At 53.6% G+C, this 15,389-nt stretch carries 17 protein-coding genes; 13 read left to right on the top strand and 4 right to left on the bottom strand.

Features of this window, described 5'->3' with window-relative positions; genetic code table 11:
* Position 1 precedes the first annotated feature (1 nt).
* Both NIG5292_RS02110 and NIG5292_RS02105 read right to left on the bottom strand, forming a co-directional pair.
* A complete protein-coding gene (locus NIG5292_RS02110) occupies positions 2–2,671 on the bottom strand; it encodes a PAS domain-containing hybrid sensor histidine kinase/response regulator (protein ID WP_048597685.1) in 2,670 nt (889 codons plus the stop codon).
* 4 nt (positions 2,672–2,675) lie between these two features.
* Positions 2,676–3,227 (bottom strand): putative pterin-binding protein, encoded by a 552-nt coding sequence (locus NIG5292_RS02105; RefSeq protein WP_053084819.1) that lies wholly within the window; start codon positions 3,225–3,227, stop codon positions 2,676–2,678.
* Between the two features lie 209 nt (positions 3,228–3,436).
* On the opposite strand from NIG5292_RS02105, the gene NIG5292_RS02100 reads away from it, so the two are divergent.
* The 8 genes from NIG5292_RS02100 (at position 3,437) to NIG5292_RS02065 (ending at position 10,457) form a co-directional block, all read left to right on the top strand.
* Positions 3,437–4,075: a response regulator gene (locus NIG5292_RS02100; RefSeq protein WP_048597684.1), complete on the top strand. Its 639-nt coding sequence runs from the start codon at positions 3,437–3,439 to the stop codon at positions 4,073–4,075.
* Positions 4,076–4,200: 125 nt separating this feature from the next.
* The gene (locus NIG5292_RS02095) at positions 4,201–5,034 is read left to right on the top strand and encodes a DUF2059 domain-containing protein (RefSeq protein ID WP_048597683.1); all 834 of its coding nucleotides are present in this window, start codon (positions 4,201–4,203) and stop codon (positions 5,032–5,034) included.
* 231 nt (positions 5,035–5,265) lie between these two features.
* Entirely contained in the window at positions 5,266–5,973 is a 708-nt protein-coding gene (locus NIG5292_RS02090) for a 50S ribosomal protein L21 (RefSeq protein ID WP_048597682.1), read from the top strand.
* Positions 5,974–5,979: 6 nt separating this feature from the next.
* Positions 5,980–6,249 (top strand): 50S ribosomal protein L27, encoded by a 270-nt coding sequence (gene rpmA / locus NIG5292_RS02085; RefSeq protein ID WP_048597681.1) that lies wholly within the window; start codon positions 5,980–5,982, stop codon positions 6,247–6,249.
* Positions 6,250–6,436: 187 nt separating this feature from the next.
* Positions 6,437–6,970 (top strand): GNAT family N-acetyltransferase, encoded by a 534-nt coding sequence (locus NIG5292_RS02080; RefSeq protein WP_048597680.1) that lies wholly within the window; start codon positions 6,437–6,439, stop codon positions 6,968–6,970.
* Between the two features lie 68 nt (positions 6,971–7,038).
* Positions 7,039–8,076: a GTPase ObgE gene (gene obgE, locus NIG5292_RS02075; protein WP_048597679.1), complete on the top strand. Its 1,038-nt coding sequence runs from the start codon at positions 7,039–7,041 to the stop codon at positions 8,074–8,076.
* Positions 8,064–9,170, top strand: coding sequence for a glutamate 5-kinase (gene proB / locus NIG5292_RS02070; protein WP_048597678.1), 1,107 nt, complete (start codon positions 8,064–8,066; stop codon positions 9,168–9,170). The genes obgE and proB overlap by 13 nt, the downstream gene beginning before the upstream one ends.
* 21 nt (positions 9,171–9,191) lie before the next feature.
* Positions 9,192–10,457 (top strand): glutamate-5-semialdehyde dehydrogenase, encoded by a 1,266-nt coding sequence (locus tag NIG5292_RS02065; protein ID WP_048597677.1) that lies wholly within the window; start codon positions 9,192–9,194, stop codon positions 10,455–10,457.
* A 26-nt stretch (positions 10,458–10,483) separates the two neighbouring features.
* Here NIG5292_RS02065 and NIG5292_RS15015 read toward each other — a convergent pair whose 3' ends face one another.
* Entirely contained in the window at positions 10,484–10,777 is a 294-nt protein-coding gene (locus NIG5292_RS15015; RefSeq protein ID WP_053084818.1) for a hypothetical protein, read from the bottom strand.
* A gap of 27 nt (positions 10,778–10,804) precedes the next feature.
* Here NIG5292_RS15015 and NIG5292_RS02055 point away from each other — a divergent pair, with 27 nt between their 5' ends.
* The 3 genes from NIG5292_RS02055 (at position 10,805) to olsA (ending at position 12,683) form a co-directional block, all read left to right on the top strand.
* Positions 10,805–10,987 carry a DUF3553 domain-containing protein gene (locus NIG5292_RS02055; RefSeq protein ID WP_048597676.1) on the top strand — a complete coding sequence of 61 codons (183 nt, stop codon included), beginning with the start codon at positions 10,805–10,807 and terminating at the stop codon, positions 10,985–10,987.
* Between the two features lie 119 nt (positions 10,988–11,106).
* Entirely contained in the window at positions 11,107–11,859 is a 753-nt protein-coding gene (olsB, locus tag NIG5292_RS02050) for an L-ornithine N(alpha)-acyltransferase (RefSeq protein WP_048597675.1), read from the top strand.
* Entirely contained in the window at positions 11,856–12,683 is an 828-nt protein-coding gene (gene olsA / locus NIG5292_RS02045; RefSeq protein ID WP_048597674.1) for a lyso-ornithine lipid O-acyltransferase, read from the top strand. Before olsB ends, olsA begins: the two co-directional genes overlap by 4 nt.
* On the opposite strand, the gene NIG5292_RS02040 is transcribed toward olsA, so the two are convergent.
* Positions 12,680–13,327: a thiamine phosphate synthase gene (locus NIG5292_RS02040; RefSeq protein ID WP_233488146.1), complete on the bottom strand. Its 648-nt coding sequence runs from the start codon at positions 13,325–13,327 to the stop codon at positions 12,680–12,682. The two genes, olsA and NIG5292_RS02040, sit on opposite strands and share 4 nt — an antisense overlap.
* Before the next feature lie 84 nt (positions 13,328–13,411).
* Here NIG5292_RS02040 and NIG5292_RS02035 point away from each other — a divergent pair, with 84 nt between their 5' ends.
* Positions 13,412–14,182, top strand: coding sequence for an RNA methyltransferase (locus tag NIG5292_RS02035; protein WP_048597673.1), 771 nt, complete (start codon positions 13,412–13,414; stop codon positions 14,180–14,182).
* A 62-nt stretch (positions 14,183–14,244) separates the two neighbouring features.
* On the top strand, positions 14,245–15,384 hold the full coding sequence (ctaA, locus tag NIG5292_RS02030; protein ID WP_048597672.1) for a heme A synthase: 1,140 nt from the start codon (positions 14,245–14,247) through the stop codon (positions 15,382–15,384).
* Positions 15,385–15,389: the final 5 nt, after the last annotated feature.

The following is a 15,389-nucleotide window of genomic DNA, read 5'->3' as shown; positions in this document are numbered from 1 at the left end:
ACTATTCAGCAGCTTCTCTGTCAGTGGGTTTGAAATGCCGGCGGGCGTAGGTGCAAAACGACCCTAGTAAGCTCTGACATTCGGTCAACAGGGCATCGTTAATCAATGTAGGCTCGTTTTCCGCGGCTAGCAGCGTTTTGTGTAGCGCTGTTGCGCCGATCATCGCAGCACTGCCGGCCATGCTGTGGATGGTGGCTATTGTTTGCTGTTCGGATGCTGTGCCTAAACTGGCTCGTAGGCCCGCCAGTTCTTCTTGGGTGGTTTGCTCGAATTGCGCCAAAATAGACAACGCTTGATCTGCGCCAAGTGTGGAGCGCAACTCGCTTAGGGCGTCCAAATCTGCCTCTTGTCGTGCAGGTTCGGTGGGCAAGGGAGTGTTCGGTCCTTGCTGTCCCGCAAAGACGGTCTTGTCCAAAAGTTGCGACAGATTGTTGAGCCTGATCGGTTTGATCAGATAGTCACTCATGCCCGCATCAAGTACCTGTTGCAGCGTATCCCCGCCGTTATGGGCGGTGATGCAAACTATGGGTCCTTGGGGGACTTGATTGCCTAGAATGACTTGGGCCGCCTCAATGCCGTTCATCCGCGGCATGCTGAGGTCCATCAAGATTAAATCAAATTGCGTGATCGCGCATTTGTCGACAGCTTCTTGCCCATCTTCGGCGAAATCATAGCTGCACTCAAGCCGCTCCAACATTCGCCCGATCAGCGTGTGATTAGTTGCGTTATCATCGACAACCAGCACATGTGGCTTGTTGCGGTTTTGGGGGGCACGATGCTCGCTTATTTCTGGCGTTATCGCTGAACCGGCAGAGGTGAAATAACCGCTTGGAACATGTTTGAATGTGCCGCTAAACGTGAACGCGCTTCCTTTTTGCGGTGCGCTTTTAACCGCGATTTGCCCGCCTAATTTTTCAGTGGCGCGTTTAACGATGCCAAGACCAAGCCCTGTGCCCTCGGAAGTGCGGGTGTAGCCCGCATCGCCCGTTGCAAAGTCATCAAAAATGCTGTCAATTTTTTCAGGCGCAATGCCAATCCCGTTATCTGTTACGGTGATCCGCAGGTCGATGTCATCGCCGTCTGTATGACCGTTAAGGTCGACGCAGATCCGACCGTTTGCGGTAAATTTATTCGCATTGGCCATCAGGTTCTCAAGCACGGATTCCAACAGGCTCTGATTGGCCAAAATATTCAGGTGGTTTGGCCAGTTTGATGTAAAGCTGATGGTGTTTCCTTGCTTCAACAGCAGAGGCTCCAGCAGGTCCACAAGCCGCTGCACAAGGTCTTGCGGGTTTAGCGCATCCGCGTGCGACACATCTTGCGCGCTTTTTTCTGAATCGCTGAGCCGGGCCAATTCAAGGGTGTTGTTGACCTGTTCAAGTGCTTTCATGCCTGAGCGCTTGCCCAAGCCAATCAAGTCACGCAAATCTTGCGTTGCTTCATCGTCAGCCAGAAGGTCAAAAGTTGCCAGCACGCCCTGCAGCGGGGTGCGCATTTCGTGGCTCATAACAGCAAGAAATTGTTCTTTCGCCAAAGCGTCGCGTTTGGCTGCATCCACAGCTTCGTGCAGTTTTTCTTCATTCTCAATGCGCTCAGAAATATCGCGCAGAATGCCGATAAACAAAGAGTTGTCATCGGCATCTTTGCTGGACGCGATTGTGGTTTCTGCTGGAAATTCACGGCCCCGTTTGTCGCGGACTTTGAAGATGTGCCGTCCGTTGTCTACGACTTCGCCTTGGCCACCGTTGGACAGAAATTGCAAGCGCTCGGAGTATTCTGCTTGGTACTGTTCGGGAATGAGCAACTCGTGAACAGGTTGCCCCAAAGCTTCGGCTTCGGTGTAGCCAAAAATACTCTCGGCGGCGGCATTGTACTGTTTGATGTAGCCTGATCCATCCGCAATAACGACAGCATCCTGGCTGGCTTCGACGATGCGATTTAGGTTGTAGGCAATGCGTTCGGTGATCACCGCTTTGCTCTTTAGGCGGCGCTGGAGCGCCCATGATACGGCCAGCATTCCGAGCAGCAGGGCCACGATCAAAATCAGTAAACTGGCGTAGTTTTGAAGCATGCCAAGGTGCTCGTTACGCTCGTCTGCGGCGTCATTCACCAGCACCTGAAGTGCTTGGATAGCGTATTGACGGACATCATTCTGAGACGCGTCTGCCATCGCAAGAAGCTGTTCAAGGTCTGCACGGCTTGGACTGCTCCAGCTGTCTATGATCCCAGCCATTGCCTCTTTGCTTTGGTAGAGCCGTGTGATGATATCGCTGAGTTCTCCGTTCCCACCAGAAAGTGCACCTTCGTAAATGAAACGACTGGCGTCCACGCGGCTATAATAGATGTCAAAAGCGCGTTTGATTGGCGTTGCATCTATACCTGAAAGGTCGGCGACGATGGTGTTGCGTGTGCGCACCGCAGCGTTGCTGCTTTGTGCAAGCTCGCGTGCAATTGCAAGGCGTAGGTTGTGATAGTCCACCTCGACCTGAACGATCGTCCAGGTAACATTGTCAGAGGTGGCGTATCGAAACTTCTCAGCAGATGCCTTTAGGCCGGTGTAGTAGTACCCGACGAGAGCCATGCCCAAGACTGTCAAGCATAATGAGATCGCTAAAGCAGAGCGAACGGCGCGGCCATCCGCCCGCACTGCTTCGATGTTACGTTGGAACATGGGTCTAAATCTGCGTAACAGTCAGTCGCTCCAGTTGCCAAACACTCACCGCATAGATCGGTTCAGTGCGATATTTCGGGTCTTCATCATAGGGAAACACCACCCAAAGAGGACCATTTTCCCGAATACTGAACGCTTCACCATCGATACGGTTTGCGATGATAGGGGCACGTTCCTCGATAAGTGCGCGATCGATATCGACAGAATAGTTGTTCGCCGCCGTCGCTGTGACTTGCGCGGCGTCGCTGCCAACGTGTTTGAGTACATCAAACAGGGCAGGGCCAGAGAACGTGCGCGGCTTGTCGGTCCAGATTGTTGATGTGGTAAACGAAATTTGCGGAAGGGCATCAAGCATTTGCGCGTCAAAGACGGCAGCATCGCCCGCATTTGTCAGCGCGATGTCCCCATCCACGCGCAGCAATGTTGCTTGGGTTGGCTGTGCAAGGCTGGTTTTTGCGCCAAGCTGCGTGGCGGCAAGTATAAACGGTGTAGATAGAAGCAGATTTCGGCGGCTTTGATTGAAACTAGATACCGACTTGTTAGAATTGCGGAGCATTACACGCTCTCCTCGTAATAGCTATTTAACACCGTGTCTGTCTGACACATCGTTTCAAAGAACCTAATACTATCTTAAGATACAAGTAATAATCCTTAGACAATCATAAATTGCCGAAAGGGTGAGCTTGGTGTTATTTCAATCTGCTAGGCATAGAATTAGATAGTAATCACTGCTTTGTGATACTTCAGTGTAGGGGCGCGTTACGGATGTTTGGTTCAGAGAATAGCTCGGTCATTTCGGTGTTGATCGCAGATGATCATCAGCTTGTGCGGGACATGATTGGGGCGTTCATAGAAGCGCAGCCTGATTTCGATATCACACCGGTCCCAAGTTATGATGATGCGCTGGCCGTCCTTGAAAGCGGAAAGTCGTTTGATGTGGTGCTGCTGGACGTCAATATGCCCGGCATGAAGGGCCTTGAGTGTATCGAAACGCTTGTCCAAAAATTTCCAAAAACATCGATTGTGATTTTCTCGGGCAGCGCCTCTGATGCATATGTAAAAGATGCGCTTGATGTGGGTGCCAAAGGCTACATCCCCAAGACTTTACCGTTCAAATCACTGTTGAACACAATCCGTTTGGTGGCCTCGGGTGAAGTCTTTGTACCATCGTCTTTTCTAAGTACAGCGGCGGAAACAGGTGATGAGGTCAACTTCGGCATGTCTGCGAATGAGTTGCGGGTCTTGCGGAAAGTATGCGCAGGGCTGTCCAATAAAGAGATCGCACGTGACATGGAAATGACCGAAGTGACGATCAAAATGCACATGCGCGGAATTTGTAGTAAAATGGGTGCAAAGAACCGCACCCAAGCGGCTGTGATCGCCCTGCGTGAGCAAATCGCCTAGACAGCATCACCCACGGCCGCCGCGTAAGTACGTTTGGTGCGGATAATTGTTCCGCAGCAAGTTTTAAGGTCTGGAAAATCTGATCCCACATCATATTTACTAACCCATATGATTTAGGAGCCTTCATGATTTTCCGCAGCCTTGTCGCGCCGCTTTCCATTGCCGTGACATTCTCACTGACCAACATCAGTTTCGCGCAGCAAAGCTCGGCGAGTGCTTTGTTTGACGTTATGAAGCTTGGCAAAATTATCTCTGTTATGCGTGAAGAAGGGCTGGCCTATGGTGCCTCACTTGGGGACGAGATGATGCCGGGGCGCAGTATTCCCGAATGGCCCAGCGAAGTTGCGCGGGTTTACGATCAAGATAAAATGATCGACGGGATGCGTGACACTTTTGTAGCCACATTAGGTGACCGCGATATGGGCCCGCTTGTGGTGTTTTTCGAATCTGACTTGGGTCAGGACATTGTGGAGCTGGAGTATTCAGCGCGTGTCGCGTTCCTTGATGAGGCGATAGAAGAGGGTGCCATTGCGCAGTATCAAGACAGAGAGGCCGAGGATGATCCGATGCTCGCGGCCGTGAAATCGTTTGTCGCAACAAATGATTATGTGGAGGCCAACGTAGCAGGCGCGCTCAATTCTAACTTTGCATTTTATACAGGCATGATTGATGGCGGTGCGTTATCTTCGCGTATGTCAGAGAGCGATATTTTGGCCGATGTCTGGGCCCAAGAGCCTGAAATCCGCGCCAATACAGAAGAGTGGCTCTATTCTTACTTGTTGATGGCGTATCAACCCCTCGGGGTTGAGGGGCTGAATGCCTATGAGCAGATCATGGCCACTGCTGAAGGTCGCGCAATGAATGCGGCCCTGTTTGAAAGCTTTGATCAAATGTATGTCGCCATAAGCCGTGAGTTGGGCCAAAGCGTTGCCGGCTATATATTGGCAGAAGAGCTTTAACTTTGATCGGCGGGGGCAAGCTGCGCAAAGGCTGTCTTTTCACGCTGCCCTTTAACTCTTGACGTGTAAACCTCACGAAGGCATACAAGACATTCCTGTCGCGGGAGGATTCCGCGAGCGGGTTATTTTAATGACAGTCCCGACATCGGGGCGCGCTGTTTAAGGGTCGCAAATTTTGCGGTGAACGCCCCAAGGGGGACCTGATGACGCGGTTAGACAAGGATGACGCACATGTTTGCGGTTATGAAAACCGGCGGCAAGCAATACAAAGTCACAAGCGGCGATGTGCTGCGTGTGGAAAAGCTGGCTGCTGATGCGGGTGAAACCGTTCAATTCAACGAAATTCTGATGATCGGTGCCAATGTTGGCGCACCTTTGGTCGATGGCGCTGCTGTGCAAGCAGAAGTGATTGACCAAATCAAAGGTGAAAAGACGATCAACTTTGTCAAACGTCGCCGTAAGCACAGCTCAAAACGCACCAAGGGCCACCGTCAGCAACTGACGCTCCTTCGTGTAACCGAGTTGCTGGAAAAAGGCGCGGACAAAACTGGTGTAAAAGCTGCGATCGGTGCGGGTTCCGTGTCTGGTGCGGCTGTTGCGGCAGCAGCACCTGCTGCGAAAAAAGCAGCGCCAAAGAAGGCAGCGGCTCCAAAAGCAGCCAAGGCAGAAGCAAAAGCTGACGCCGCGACTGGCAGCAAGCCAAGCAACCTGCTGACCGAAGCACGCGGTGGCAAAGCTGATGATCTGAAAAAGATCTCTGGTGTAGGTCCGAAATTGGAAGGTCTTCTCCACGAGAACGGCGTATTCCACTTTGACCAGATCCTCGGTTGGGGTGCAGAAGAGATTGCCTATATGGATGACAAACTGTCGTTCAAAGGCCGTATCGAACGTGACGACTGGGTTGCACAAGCAACACAGTTCGCAGCTGAACAGGAGTAATTCCAGATGGCACACAAAAAAGCAGGCGGCTCATCCCGCAACGGTCGCGACTCCGCTGGACGTCGCTTGGGCGTGAAAAAGTTTGGCGGCGAAGCTGTCATTCCAGGTAACATCATCATCCGTCAGCGCGGCACAAAAGTGTGGCCGGGCGAAGGTGTTGGCATGGGCAAAGATCACACAATCTTTGCGACTGTCGAAGGTAACATCCAGTTCCACAAGGGTCTGAAAAAGCGTACTTTCGTATCTGTCACTCCGCTCGCGGAAGCTGCTGAATAAACAGCCGACGTCCTAAGAAATTTAAAGGGATCGGCCATTAGGCCGGTCCCTTTTCTTTTGTCACATTACTTTTGCAATTCTTGCATATTCTCAGTGCTTTATCCGGGCTCATTAAGTGCTCTGCAACTTATCTCCGTGACACTAATTTAGCGCTGCTTGATGCGCGAACAAACGAAAGGTCATCGTCATGAATGTCGATACAAACGCATCCGTCATTTTATGTGATCGTTTCGTTTTGCGCCCCTTGCGGGCCTCTGATCGTGGCTTGATCAAGATGTACACAAGTGACGAGCGTTTGGCCCGCAACACTGAATCCATCCCTCATCCGCTGCCGCCCGGTGCTACCAAGGCGTTTATTGACCGCGGCTTGGCCGAAAATAGTGAGCATGACATTTGGGTCATGGACGGCTCTGATCATGGGCTGGCCGAAGTTTTGGGTGTGATCGCACTTAAGCGTCTGGACGACCGACAATCCGAGATTGGCTACTGGGTTGCTCCTGCGTTTTGGAACACTGGTTTTGCGTCCGAAGCCCTTGGTGCCATTGTGGAGGCAAACCCGCAGGGCGCTGAAACGCTTTTCGGCCAAGTCTTTCAAGATAATCCCGCCAGTGGCAAAGTACTGACCCATTGTGGCTTTCAGTATCTTGGGGATGCTGAGGTCTTTTGCGTGGCCCGCGATGCGGCAGTCCCGACGTGGACATACCTGCGCAAATGTGGCTAAAGACAGATTAACGAGGTGGCTCGCCCCTCACCAAGTTTCGCGGCGCAAAGCTGCACTAAGGACATGATATGAAATTCCTCGATTTGGCCAAAGTTTACATCCGTTCGGGCGCGGGCGGGGGGGGGGCTGTTAGCTTCCACCGTGAAAAATTTGTTGAATATGGTGGTCCGGATGGCGGCGATGGCGGGCGTGGCGGTGATGTCGTTGTGCAATGTGTCGATGGGTTGAACACCTTGATTGACTTCCGCTACCAGCAGCACTTTTTCGCCAAAAACGGCGTTCCGGGTATGGGTAAACAGCGCACTGGTGCAGACGGTGATGACATTGTTTTGCGCGTTCCAGTCGGCACCGAAGTACTGGATGAAGATCAGAAAACTGTCATTGCTGACATGACGGCTGTTGGTCAGCGGGTTATTTTGGCCAAGGGCGGTAATGGTGGTTTCGGCAACCTTCACTTCAAATCATCAACGAACCAAGCGCCGCGTCGCGCCAACCCCGGCCAAGAGGCCGTTGAACGGACCCTTTGGTTGCGCCTGAAACTGATCGCTGATGCGGGGCTTTTGGGGCTGCCGAATGCCGGTAAATCCACGTTCTTGGCTGCAACGTCTAATGCGCGGCCGAAAATTGCGGATTATCCTTTCACTACTCTGCACCCGAACCTTGGTGTAGTCGGCATTGATAATGCTGAATATGTCGTGGCGGATATTCCGGGCTTGATCGAAGGCGCATCCGCAGGGCGCGGCATTGGCGATCGTTTCCTTGGCCACGTTGAGCGATGTGCGGTGCTGTTGCACCTGATCGATGGCACGTCTGACACCGTAGTTGAAGATTACAAGACGATCATCGGTGAGTTGGAAGCTTACGGTGGTGAGCTGGCGGCGAAAGATCGCGTGACTGTTTTAAATAAAATTGATGCTCTCGATGACGAAGAGCGTGCTGACCTGAAAGCTGATCTTGAAAAGGCGGTCGGTGGTCGCGTGATGCTGATGTCAGGCGTGAGCCGTGAGGGTCTTGATGCCGTCCTTCGCAAAGTGCGCGCCGAGATTGAAGCGGACCGTGCCCGCGAACGCGCAGCTGGTGCTGAGGAAGAACCATGGCGTCCTTAACAGCGGCCAATCGCATTGTTCTGAAAATCGGATCGGCCTTGTTGGTTGACCGTGAAAGCGGGACTTTGTGCGCAGAGTGGTTGTTGGCTTTGGCGCAAGACGTCGCCTGGCTTAAAAATTTGGGTAAGGACGTTGTTTTGGTCTCATCGGGCTCGATTGCATTGGGCCGTGAGGTGTTGGGGTTGCCCGCTGGCGAGCTGGCGCTTGAACAGTCTCAGGCCGCGGCATCTGTGGGACAAATTCGACTTGCCCGCGCATATGAGGAGGCATTGGCCCCCCACGGTATCAAAACGGGGCAGGTGCTTGTCACGCTTGAAGACTCTGAGGATCGCCGCAGATATCTTAATTCGCGCGCAACGCTGTCACAATTGTTGAGCCTTGGTGTTGTGCCGATTGTTAACGAAAATGATACGATCGCAACTGACGAAATTCGGTACGGTGATAACGACCGCCTTGCCGCACAAGTGGCCGTAACTGTCGGGGCAGATCAGTTGATTTTGCTCTCGGATGTTGATGGGTTTTATTCCGCTAATCCGCAATCGGACACGTCGGCGCGCCGGTTTGACGTGATTGAAGAAATTACACCCGAAATTGAAGCAATGGCCGGAGATGCCCTGTCGGGGCTATCGAAAGGCGGAATGAAGACCAAACTTATGGCTGCAAAGATGGCAACGGATGCTGGCTGTGCGATGGCGATCACATTAGGAACGCCGCGCAACCCTTTGAAGATGCTTGAAGAAGGCGCAAACTCAACATGGTTTAGTGCAACCGAAAGCCCGCAAAGTGCGCGTACCCGTTGGATTGCGGCGATGATGCCCAAAGGTTCTGTCACGATTGATGCTGGTGCTGCGAAGGCGCTGCGGTCGGGCAACTCACTTTTACCTGCAGGGATCATGGCAGTTAGCGGGACATTTGGCCGTGGCGACCCAGTTGAGATACTTGATACGTCAGGCGCGCATGTGGGGCAGGGATTAACCCGCTATACCAGCACGGAGGCCATAGTTTTGAAGGGCCACAAGACGGCTGAAATTGCAGGGTTGCTCGGGTACGCAGGGCGCGCAGCATTAATCCACCGTGATGATATGGCGCTTTAAGCCAAAAGATTGGACAGACAGATGACCGATACACATAACATTCCCGCATTTATGCAAGACATCGGCCAACGGGCAAAAGCCGCAAGCATTGCCTTGGCGAATGCCAGTGCTGAGCGAAAACACGCGGCGCTGATCTCGGCCTCTGAAGCTTTGTGGAAGACCCGCGATGCGGTGATTGAAGCCAATGCGCTTGATCTTGAATACGGCCGTGCCAAAGGCCTTAGCCCCGCAATGATGGACCGCTTGATGCTGGACGAAGAGCGTATTCGCGGCATCGTAGATAGCCTGCGCGCAGTGGCGGAACAGGCCGATCCTGTCGGAGAAGTCATCGCACAGTGGGACCGGCCCACAGGTCTGAATATTTCACGCGTGCGCACGCCGCTTGGGGTCATCGGGGTGATCTACGAAAGCCGGCCAAATGTCACGGCTGATGCAGGTGCGCTGTGTTTGAAGGCGGGTAACGCCGTTATTTTGCGTGGTGGCTCCGAGAGTTTCCATTCCTCGCGCGCCATCCATGCAGCTCTTCAACAGGGACTTCGTGATGCCAATTTGCCCGAGGATGCAGTGCAATTGGTGCCCACCCGTGACCGTGTGGCAGTTTCAGAAATGCTCAGCATGACGCAGTATATCGATGTGATCGTGCCGCGTGGTGGAAAGGGTTTGGTGGGGCTTGTGCAGCGCGAAGCGCGGGTTCCCGTTTTTGCCCACCTTGAAGGCATTGTGCATATCTACATCGACAAAGCAGCAGACCCGCAAAAGACACTTGATGTGGTGCTTAATGCAAAGACGCGCCGCACGGGGATTTGTGGAGCTGCGGAGTGTTTGCTGATCCATGAAGAGATCAAAGATAGTCTGGGTGCTGATGTGATCCGCGCGCTTTTGCAAGCAGGTGTGACCGTTGATGCAGATATGAACCTGCAGGGCATTGAGGGAACACAGGCGGCCACGGCAGACCATTGGGGCCATGAATTCCTTGATATGGAAATTGCGGCCAAGACGGTTGCGGGACTGGAGGAGGCAATGGCGCACATTCGTCAGTATGGCTCTGATCATACGGATTGTATTCTGACTGAAGATGCCACAACTGCTGAACGTTTTTTGACTGAATTGGATAGCGCAATCCTGATGCACAACGCCTCGACGCAATTTGCAGATGGTGGTGAGTTTGGCATGGGGGCCGAAATTGGTATTGCCACGGGCAAAATGCACGCGCGCGGGCCGGTTGGCGCAGAGCAATTGACTAGTTTCAAATACATCGTACGCGGCGACGGGACGATCCGGTCTTAAGTCCTGCGCCTGCGCACTATGCTTTGCTAGAATGTCATTTTGATTTCGGCGTCGCTTACTTCAATATTTAGCGCGATCTGATGTTCTGCGCGCATTTGTGCAGTCAAAAAGAAATGCACATCCGACGGCCGGACTTTGGTAACTGCGGCCTCAACGCTTTCGGCAATCAGAAGCATTTCGGGTGTTTGTTCCGCACCCGTAAGGGCCATCAACTCAACACCATTGGCAATTGCGCCCAAAGGGCTGATAAGGTCGTGGCAAATACGCGAGCCAACAAGGGCGCTGAGGTCTAGCGGAGTGCTCTGAATTTCTTGGGTCATGTGGCGCCTGTCAAATAAGGACTGATGATGTCTGAGCTAAACACATTACTAGAGCCGGGGCAGTTGGTGAGAAACCCGAACCAGCCTGATTGGGGCATAGGTCAGGTGCAATCCAACGTTGCGGGTAAAGTTACAGTTAATTTCCGCGAGCAGGGAAAAGTCGTGATTGTTGGCTCGCAAATCGAATTAGAGTTGGTTTTCGACCTCTAGCTACGCGTTACCCGTTAATAATGTCTTAATATATGCGCGTTGCCAAGCGCAGGTCAGGCAAATAAGACGTAATGACGGTATTGGACTGCGGGTTTGCTGTGCCTGAAAGGAACCCTTTGATGGGGCATTCACCAAAATTTACGGTTAGGTTGGCGGCGTCTGCGGATGACATCCGTGCGGCACAAGCTTTGCGTTATGAGGTATTCGTCGCGGAACTTGGCGGCAACGGCCCCATGGTTGACCATGATGCGCGGCTTGAGAGAGACCAATACGACCCGTTCTTTGAGCATCTTATGCTCTTTGATGCAGAGGCCTGTGTGGGGGTCTACCGGCTACTATCAAGCGACGCGATGCCCAAAATTGGCCGCTATTATTCCGAGGATGAATTCGATCTTGGGCCTCTGAAAGCCAGCGGTCGCCGGTTGTTAGAGCTTGGCCGCTCGTGCGTGCATAAATCCTATCGTGGTGGTGCTGCATTGATGCATTTATGGCAAGGTCTGTCAGGCTATATAGCAAAGAATGACGTTGATATTCTGTTTGGTGTTGCCAGCTTTCACGGCACTGATGTGGACGCCCTTGCGCACCCGTTGAGCCATTTGCACCACCGGTTTTTGGCACCACCTGAGTTGCGTGTAACCGCGACGGGAGAGGCCGCAGTTGCGATGGATCAGTTGGCTGAGGAACAGACAGATGCGCGCCGTGCGCTTCTTGAAACGCCGCAGCTTATCAAAGCGTATCTGCGTATGGGCGGTATGGTCGGGCAGGGCGCTTGGGTTGATCATGCATTCAACACAGTCGATGTGTGTATGGTTTTGGACATGGCGCGTATCAATCAAAAACAAGCCGCACTTTATCAAAGGGCTCCACGATGACCACTTGGAACGAGGGGGAATACCCCATTGAAGCACCGCTTGGCGTGCAAGGCCTAATCCGTCTGGCTTGGCGCGGCACGGTACTGGCGCTTGTTACGTTTGGCTGTCTGGCCGTTTTGCTTTTGGTACGTCTTGTTGAAAAACCGTTGTTCGGTTTGCGGCGTCCTTGGACGCCATTCATCACGCAATTTGTTTGCCAAACGGCGTTTCGGATTATTGGCATGCGCAGGCGTGTCTTTGGCGCGGTGATGCCGCAGTTCGGTGCCATCGTGGCAAATCATGTAAGTTGGCTCGATATTTTTGCCCTTAACGCCAGCAAGCGCATCTACTTTGTCGCCAAATCTGAAGTCGCGAAATGGCCCGGTATTGGCTGGTTAGCGCGCGCGACTGGCACTGTTTTCATCAACCGTAATCCCCGTGAAGCGGCCCTGCAAAAACAGATATTCCAAGACAGATTGCATGCGGGCCATAAGCTATTGTTCTTTCCCGAAGGCACAAGCACCGACGGCAAGCGTGTTCTATCCTTCAAGCCAACGCTTTTTGCAGCCTTCTTTGAACAACCTCTGCGCGACGAAATGTGGGTGCAGCCGGTTACGCTGATTTATCACGCCCCTGATGGTGCTGAGCCACGGTTTTACGGATGGTGGGGAGACATGGACTTTGCCCCGCATTTGCTGCGCACATTGGCTGGTGTGCGTCAGGGCGGCGTAGATGTGGTTTATCATCCACCGTTGAAGGTGTCAGACTTCGCCAGCCGCAAAGAGCTTGCCCGTGCGGCTGAGGAAATTGTACGCGGTGGCCTAGATGCTGCCGAGATGTCTTAAATCATGGCCCCGTGAAGTTCTTTGAGCGCCTCTGTCGGGTTTTCGGCGTCCCAAACTTCCGCACCAACGGCAAAGAAATCCGAGATCGGTGCCAATGCGCGGATCGTAGCCGCATCAAGGCCACCTTCTGCGACGCAGGGGACTTCGATCATTTCTGACCACCACTGGAACAGATCCGGCTCAGCCAATGTCCCGTCGCCTAGTCCCGTGTCACGGCAGGGGCCGAAGCAAACGTAATCCGCGCCGCCTTCGGCCGCATTCAGCCCGTCATGGCGCGATGCCGCACAATTACTTCCCACAATTGCATCATCGCCAAGCTCTTTGCGGGCATGGCGGATGGTTCGTGCACCATCTGTCAGATGCACCCCGTCAAGGCCAAGCTTATCGACCATCAGCAGATGGTGCTCGATCACGATTGCGACGTCGCGGGCGTGACAGACCTCGCGGCACGCATCCGCGGCGCGTGCGATGGCGTCGTCGTCGCTGCTGGCAAGCGCAAGGCGGAAACAAGCCACGTCGACCTCATCGAGCATTTGACCCAAGAGCGCGGGAAACGTGCTTAGTTCGATCTGCGGTGGCGAGATCAGATAGAGTTGTGGCGCGATGGCGTCAGCGATGTCATCGGTGGATGGTGTATTGGTCATATCTGCCCCAAACCTAGAGTGCGCAATTTTGAGGACCTCTATCAAGGGGTTGCCCTTTCGCCAAGCGGTTCGTAACAGATTGTCATGAGTAAAAACCCCCAAAATACGCCCACACCGCTTGCACCGCCGACCTTTGTGTTGGTGCGCCCCCAGATGGGCGAGAACATCGGCGCGGCCGCCCGTGCGATGCTTAACTTTGGTGTCGACAGGATGCGCCTTGTTGCACCGCGTGATGGATGGCCTAATCCAGCGGCCAAGGCGATGGCATCGGGGGCAGGCCGCGTGCTTGACGGCGCGCAGGTTTACGACACTTTGGCGGATGCTTTGGGTGATTGTGACTACGTCTTTGCGACGACCGCCCGCCACAGAGGTTTGACCAAACCGATCTACAGCCCCGAAGCAGCAATGGAAGTGGCCGCAGAAAAGACCGCGCAGGGCCTTAAGGTTGGCGTGATGTTTGGCCCCGAAGCTGCAGGGCTTGAAAACGACGATATTGCGCGGGCCAATGCCACTATTACTGTGCCTGTGAACCCTGAATTTCCGAGTCTAAATCTTGCGCAATGTGTCTTGCTGACGGGGTATGAGTGGCGTCGCCAGACCACGCGTGTTGAACCGCTGGCCCATGAAATGGTCAAAACCGATTGGGCGCCGCATATTGAAGTTGAGCGGCTTGCGGATCACTTTGAGCAACGGTTGGACACAGCTGGGTTCTTTTTCCCGCAAGCCAAGGCGCAGAGCATGAAAACGAACCTGCGCAATATGTGGTCACGTATGGCGCTTACCCGCGCGGACGTACAAACCCTGCACGGAATGCTGCGACAGCTTGTCTGGTCAAAAGACACCTCGGACCGCTAGCTGTCACGCTCGATTGGGCCTATATTGCTGCCTAAATAATCGCATCAGAAGGATCGCCCGCTATGGCTAAATCTCGCGCCATCTTTGAAGAGGTCTCAAGCAAGGACAAGGGCAGCAATGCGCCTGTCACGGGTGGTATTGACGCGGCGCGGCGCGGTGCGCGCGGTTTTTTGAAAGGCTGGCTGATTGTTCTGTTTGCGCTGGTCGTCATGATGATTGCTGTTGGTGGTCTCACGCGGTTGACCGACAGTGGGCTAAGCATCACTGAATGGCGCCCTGTGACCGGAGCGATCCCACCGATGAATGCCGCCGATTGGGCGTCAGAATTTGAGAAATACCAAGAAATCCCCGAGTATCAGCTTCAGAACAAGGGCATGAGTATGTCCGAATTCAAAGTGATCTATTGGTGGGAATGGGGGCATCGTCAGTTGGGCCGTTTCGTGGGGCTGGTCTGGGCGATAGGCTTCTTCGGCTTGCTTGCAACGCGTCAAATGCCCGTGGGCTGGACCGGCAAAGCTGCTTTGCTCGGCGCGCTTGGGGGAAGCCAAGGGGCGATCGGCTGGTGGATGGTTTCGTCGGGGTTGGACAACGGAATGCTGGATGTGGCCAGCTACAGGTTGGCAACGCATCTGGGGTTGGCGTTTGTCATTCTTGGGGTGATCGCTTGGTATGTTTTGCAGCTTTCGCGCAGTGACGGTGCGCTGATCCAAGCGCGTCGCCTTGGTGAACCTGTACTTGCGAAATTGGCGGTTGTTTTGATTGCTCTGACGGGTCTGCAGATATTGATGGGCGCACTGGTCGCGGGCATCGATGCCGGGCGCAATTATATTGATTGGCCTTTGATGGCTGGTGGCTTTTTGCCCCCCGATTTGTTCACCCTTGAACCACTGTGGAGAAACTTTTTTGAAGACGATGGTTTGGTGCAGTTTATGCACCGTATGACCGGCTACATCCTGTTTGGTTTTGGTATCTTCATTTGGCTACGGGCGCGCCGGTCCCCGAACACGCAAACACGTTTTGCTTTTAACTTGGTGTTGGCGATGATGACTGTGCAAATGGTTTTGGGCATTGTGACCGTGATGAATTCATCGCCTTGGGAACTGGCGATTGTGCATCAGTTTGGTGCGGTAGTGTTGTGGGTATTGGTGCTGCGGGCACGCTTTTTGGCGATTTACCCGCTCGCACAATCTGTCAGAGGGTAGGTGGC

The organism is Nereida ignava (assembly GCF_001049735.1).
GTDB classification, from domain to species: Bacteria; Pseudomonadota; Alphaproteobacteria; order Rhodobacterales; family Rhodobacteraceae; genus Nereida; species Nereida ignava.
Note: the sequence above shows the minus strand (reverse complement) of the source record. Positions and strands in the feature narration are given on the sequence as shown.

What these genes read in the sequence shown, in the direction of transcription:
- olsA (WP_048597674.1), top strand. Translation starts at nt 11,856, where the DNA reads ATGACCACTTGGAACGAGGGGGAATACCCCATTGAAGCACCGCTTGGC.
- NIG5292_RS02040 (WP_233488146.1), bottom strand. Translation starts at nt 13,327, where the DNA reads ATGACCAATACACCATCCACCGATGACATCGCTGACGCCATCGCGCCA.
- NIG5292_RS02080 (WP_048597680.1), top strand. Translation starts at nt 6,437, where the DNA reads ATGAATGTCGATACAAACGCATCCGTCATTTTATGTGATCGTTTCGTT.
- NIG5292_RS02055 (WP_048597676.1), top strand. Translation starts at nt 10,805, where the DNA reads ATGTCTGAGCTAAACACATTACTAGAGCCGGGGCAGTTGGTGAGAAAC.
- rpmA (WP_048597681.1), top strand. Translation starts at nt 5,980, where the DNA reads ATGGCACACAAAAAAGCAGGCGGCTCATCCCGCAACGGTCGCGACTCC.
- NIG5292_RS02110 (WP_048597685.1), bottom strand. Translation starts at nt 2,671, where the DNA reads ATGTTCCAACGTAACATCGAAGCAGTGCGGGCGGATGGCCGCGCCGTT.
- olsB (WP_048597675.1), top strand. Translation starts at nt 11,107, where the DNA reads ATGGGGCATTCACCAAAATTTACGGTTAGGTTGGCGGCGTCTGCGGAT.
- ctaA (WP_048597672.1), top strand. Translation starts at nt 14,245, where the DNA reads ATGGCTAAATCTCGCGCCATCTTTGAAGAGGTCTCAAGCAAGGACAAG.
- NIG5292_RS02100 (WP_048597684.1), top strand. Translation starts at nt 3,437, where the DNA reads ATGTTTGGTTCAGAGAATAGCTCGGTCATTTCGGTGTTGATCGCAGAT.
- NIG5292_RS02065 (WP_048597677.1), top strand. Translation starts at nt 9,192, where the DNA reads ATGACCGATACACATAACATTCCCGCATTTATGCAAGACATCGGCCAA.
- obgE (WP_048597679.1), top strand. Translation starts at nt 7,039, where the DNA reads ATGAAATTCCTCGATTTGGCCAAAGTTTACATCCGTTCGGGCGCGGGC.
- NIG5292_RS02105 (WP_053084819.1), bottom strand. Translation starts at nt 3,227, where the DNA reads ATGCTCCGCAATTCTAACAAGTCGGTATCTAGTTTCAATCAAAGCCGC.
- NIG5292_RS02090 (WP_048597682.1), top strand. Translation starts at nt 5,266, where the DNA reads ATGTTTGCGGTTATGAAAACCGGCGGCAAGCAATACAAAGTCACAAGC.
- NIG5292_RS02095 (WP_048597683.1), top strand. Translation starts at nt 4,201, where the DNA reads ATGATTTTCCGCAGCCTTGTCGCGCCGCTTTCCATTGCCGTGACATTC.
- NIG5292_RS15015 (WP_053084818.1), bottom strand. Translation starts at nt 10,777, where the DNA reads ATGACCCAAGAAATTCAGAGCACTCCGCTAGACCTCAGCGCCCTTGTT.
- proB (WP_048597678.1), top strand. Translation starts at nt 8,064, where the DNA reads ATGGCGTCCTTAACAGCGGCCAATCGCATTGTTCTGAAAATCGGATCG.
- NIG5292_RS02035 (WP_048597673.1), top strand. Translation starts at nt 13,412, where the DNA reads ATGAGTAAAAACCCCCAAAATACGCCCACACCGCTTGCACCGCCGACC.